Below are 3,555 nucleotides of genomic sequence, written 5' to 3'. Positions count from 1 at the left end.
TCAATCCTCTCCTAGAATCCCACTGTCAATAGGGTTTGAGACGCGCTAACCCTGACCTAAAATCCCGGTAATTTTTAAGCCGTATCCAATTGCGATTTTTCTGCCCAGTTGTTCGTAGATAATCAACCAATCTGCGTTTAATTCTAAGGCTAAAGTGATTGCTGAAGACTCACCTGGATCTAATTTAGTTTTTAATAAATCTACTAAACTATTATCATTAATTGGTTGAACTTGAATCTAATTTAATGTCTTAACTTCTTTAGATCCTGGTATAGAATCTCCCCATGCGGTTAATTCTTGAAAAACTGCTGATGGGATAATAATTTCCCCATAAAGTTGTTCTAATAAATCAATTTTGCCTATAGCAGCTAAATTAGTAAGAGGTGAGGTATTGCTAACTATTGGCATAATTATTCCATCATACCCAAATTTTGCAAATCAACTTCCAAGTCACTTTCATCATAATGAATAGTAATATTTCTCTGAGCTAATTCATTTTGAAATTGCAATAAAGGCATTTGAGCTAGTTGAGATGCTTTACCAATACTAATATTATTTTTCTGAAATAAAAGGATAATCACTTCTAGAATTAATTCTTGTTCTGATAATCCACTTGCTTGGATAATCTCATCAGAAATGACTAAACTCATGGTTATTTTTCCATAAATAGAGACTAAAATAATTATAACGCCTGGGCAATTAGATATGGGATATGTTTAAATTTTACTCAATTGGGAAACTGGGAATTAGTTGATCAATATCTTCCATTATCTGCATAGTTTCTTTGAGAGCAACCACAACCTTGTGATAGTGCAGCACATCATCAAAAGATAGGGTGAGTTTGGCTTTTTTACGGTCTTTTAGCCATTTGTCTAATACCTGATAACCACCAATCTTAAATTCCCAAACTTCAGGGGGAATGCCTTCAAAATAGCGGGTTTTGTTGATATAAATTCGCTGTTCTGTTAGTTTGTAGGTAACTTCTGTAACGCCATTATCGCCATCACCAGCCATTTTAGTCATTAGCTGATTGAGTTTTTTCGATTTCATCAAGTGCAAATCCACTAATTCTTTACCTTTTACACCCAAGTCTTGGAATAGCTGATTGTTACTGGTTAATGGCACGCGGGGAAAGTCGATTTTGAGAAATTCGGCGTAGCGTTGGCGATAGGTGGGGCTGTGGAAGATAGCGTAAATGTAATAAAAGATTGCTTCTGGGGTAGGAATATAGCCCAGTTTTTCACGAATTGCTGTGATAAAATTTGAAGAAAGATTAAGCGATTTTTCCATAAATAAATTGCTTTGTTGATTTCTGGTATCAGGATAAATGTAAAGTGGGAAAACCTGATTAGCCTCTCTGCTAGTTGTTGATATTACACAGTCATTCGCTGGAACATCTGTACACCAGACATGATGAAACCCAAGAGTAGCTTGTTGCCTTGAACAAAGCAATGATAAATTTTCTTTAGTCATGCTGTGTTGTAATACATATCTGGGATAATCCATTGCAATTGTACTAAAGTAACAATGCCGCCAATCAAAAGGTCGATAAAGACAAACTAGTAGCCACTGTTCCCAGTCATTGTCAAGACGGATTTGTTTTCTTGCATTTTCAACCTTCCAGTCTCTGTTATCTTTTATTTGATGTTTATTTTTAATTTCGTAATCCGATAACTTTACATCTCTAAATTCCTTGAATTTTTGGTAGAGATACTCACGGTCGAAATCAATTGCGAAATGATCTCTATGGGTTTGAAAACCAAGAGTATTAGTAGGCATGATCTCTGTAATTTTCCAGCCCGTTTCATACTCAGTAAATAAATCTTTATCCTGTGCGACAAAAAGATAAAATGGTGACTTGGGAAAGATTTCTGTCCATTGAATTGTGGTAACATCATTCTCTTGAAGAAAACGATATTTATCTTCTCGTGAACCCCACAAATCAGCGTGATAAATTCGAGTCATGAGACAACCTCAAAAAGATAACGGGGCAATCCTGATTGGCGAATAATAGATTGCAATGTTCCAATTTTTAGTTCTGCATAGTTAGGAACAGGCACAGTAACAGTTGTTTCTTCAGTTTTAAGTTGCATGATAATATGGCTACCACGTTGCCGTACTTCTACAAATTTATGTGCTGCTAGAATTTGGCAGACTTCTCGACCTGATAAGACTCGCAGTTTACCCAATAGCTACCTCCAATCGGGTTACAAACACTTCTGTATGTAAGCGATTCTCGATTTCTGAAGGATCTGCTACTTCAAAAAATAGTTGCAACGCTTCCAGCAAATTATTTTTTGCTTCCTCTACAGAATCCCCCTGACTGGCAATGTCTAATTCTGGACACAATGATACATAACCATCACCTTCACGCTCAATAATTGCAGTAAATTGTTGAACTCGTTTCATACTGGTTTCTCCTTGGGATATTTCACCATAATAGCCACAGCCACCCCTTGTTGAATATCAAATACATTTTTATCAGGTGAACCATCTGGGGAAACTTCTTTTTTCTTGCTGTTACCATGCAGATCCATCAGATAAATGTCGTCAAAAGTCTTCTCTAAACTCTGGCGCATTCCCCGAAATGTGGGATTATCCAGGTAGCCATGATTAGTAATAAATGCCAGGATACCAGAACCTGTGCGATCAATTCGCCATTGACCAAAGCGAATAAATTTTACATAGTCATCCTGCAACCATTTAGGATTTTTTTCTCCTAATGGCATACCATCCACATAGTAATAATCTTTAACTAAACCTGCTATCCACTCGCTTTTATTTGCTGAATGTCCTGAATAGGGAGGATTACCCAACACTACCATTACAGGTGTATCTCGCTTCACTGTTGCGGCTTCGTTTGCTTCCTGTGCCACAAACTGACCAAATAAAAGTTCTGATTTTTTCTGTGCTTCATCTAGTGTATTTGTGAGATAAATTCCTAATCGCTGTTTGCCTTTAAATTGATAGCCTAGTTCCTTAAGTTGCAGACCCAGTTTCAGGTGAGCAATGGCATAAGGAGCCATTAGCAACTCAAAACCAAACAAGCGATTTAGCAAATTTTCTTGCACATAGCTATCCCACTGATTCGCCATGCCAATTTCTTCTAAGTTGCGATAAATCTGCTTTACTACTTCATACAAAAACGTGCCTGTGCCTGTTGCTGGATCAAGAATTTGCACTCTCGGTTTTTGTGTGACTGGATCTTTAGCGTTATCTGCTAAACCTAACGGTAAATCAAATTTATCTTTGAGAATTGCATCCACAGAGCGGACAATAAAGGACACCACAGGCTCTGGTGTGTAATAAACACCACGACTTTTTCGCAAAGCGGCATTATAGGCTGACAAAAATGTCTCATAAAAATGTACAACTGGGTCTTCTTGCCGAGTGCGCTGCCCAAAATTTTCTAAAATACTGCCCATATCTACCTGAGACAGCAATTGTACCAAATCAGCGATCGCCCAATCAATCTGACTCACCGCATCAGTTTCGACAATTGTATTAGACATATCCTTAATATAAACAATAAGGTATAATAAAGAACAAAAGCAA

At 37.2% G+C, this 3,555-nt stretch carries 6 protein-coding genes; all 6 read right to left on the bottom strand.

Annotation, left to right across the window (positions count from 1 at the left end; all coding sequences use genetic code 11):
- Positions 1–237: 237 nt before the first annotated feature.
- Positions 238–408, bottom strand: a complete 171-nt coding sequence (locus ACM0OP_RS23855; RefSeq protein ID WP_414530892.1) for a hypothetical protein — start codon at positions 406–408, stop codon at positions 238–240.
- Positions 409–410: 2 nt separating this feature from the next.
- Positions 411–650: a UPF0175 family protein gene (locus ACM0OP_RS23850; protein WP_414530891.1), complete on the bottom strand. Its 240-nt coding sequence runs from the start codon at positions 648–650 to the stop codon at positions 411–413.
- Between the two features lie 73 nt (positions 651–723).
- The gene (locus ACM0OP_RS23845; protein ID WP_414530890.1) at positions 724–1,965 is read right to left on the bottom strand and encodes a type ISP restriction/modification enzyme; all 1,242 of its coding nucleotides are present in this window, start codon (positions 1,963–1,965) and stop codon (positions 724–726) included.
- A complete protein-coding gene (locus tag ACM0OP_RS23840) occupies positions 1,962–2,189 on the bottom strand; it encodes a type II toxin-antitoxin system HicA family toxin (protein ID WP_414530889.1) in 228 nt (75 codons plus the stop codon). The genes ACM0OP_RS23845 and ACM0OP_RS23840 overlap by 4 nt, the downstream gene beginning before the upstream one ends.
- Complete coding sequence (locus ACM0OP_RS23835) at positions 2,182–2,409, bottom strand: type II toxin-antitoxin system HicB family antitoxin (protein WP_414530888.1); 228 nt, start codon at positions 2,407–2,409, stop codon at positions 2,182–2,184. Before ACM0OP_RS23835 ends, ACM0OP_RS23840 begins: the two co-directional genes overlap by 8 nt.
- Positions 2,406–3,555: N-6 DNA methylase (locus tag ACM0OP_RS23830; RefSeq protein ID WP_414530887.1), on the bottom strand; the 1,150-nt coding region annotated here is incomplete at its 5' end. The genes ACM0OP_RS23830 and ACM0OP_RS23835, both read right to left, overlap by 4 nt.

This window comes from Nodularia chucula CCY0103 (assembly GCF_963923915.1).
Lineage (GTDB): Bacteria > Cyanobacteriota > Cyanobacteriia > Cyanobacteriales > Nostocaceae > Nodularia > Nodularia chucula.
Note: the sequence above shows the minus strand (reverse complement) of the source record. Positions and strands in the feature narration are given on the sequence as shown.

What these genes read in the sequence shown, in the direction of transcription:
- ACM0OP_RS23855 (WP_414530892.1), bottom strand. Translation starts at nt 408, where the DNA reads ATGCCAATAGTTAGCAATACCTCACCTCTTACTAATTTAGCTGCTATA.
- ACM0OP_RS23850 (WP_414530891.1), bottom strand. Translation starts at nt 650, where the DNA reads ATGAGTTTAGTCATTTCTGATGAGATTATCCAAGCAAGTGGATTATCA.
- ACM0OP_RS23845 (WP_414530890.1), bottom strand. Translation starts at nt 1,965, where the DNA reads ATGACTCGAATTTATCACGCTGATTTGTGGGGTTCACGAGAAGATAAA.
- ACM0OP_RS23835 (WP_414530888.1), bottom strand. Translation starts at nt 2,409, where the DNA reads ATGAAACGAGTTCAACAATTTACTGCAATTATTGAGCGTGAAGGTGAT.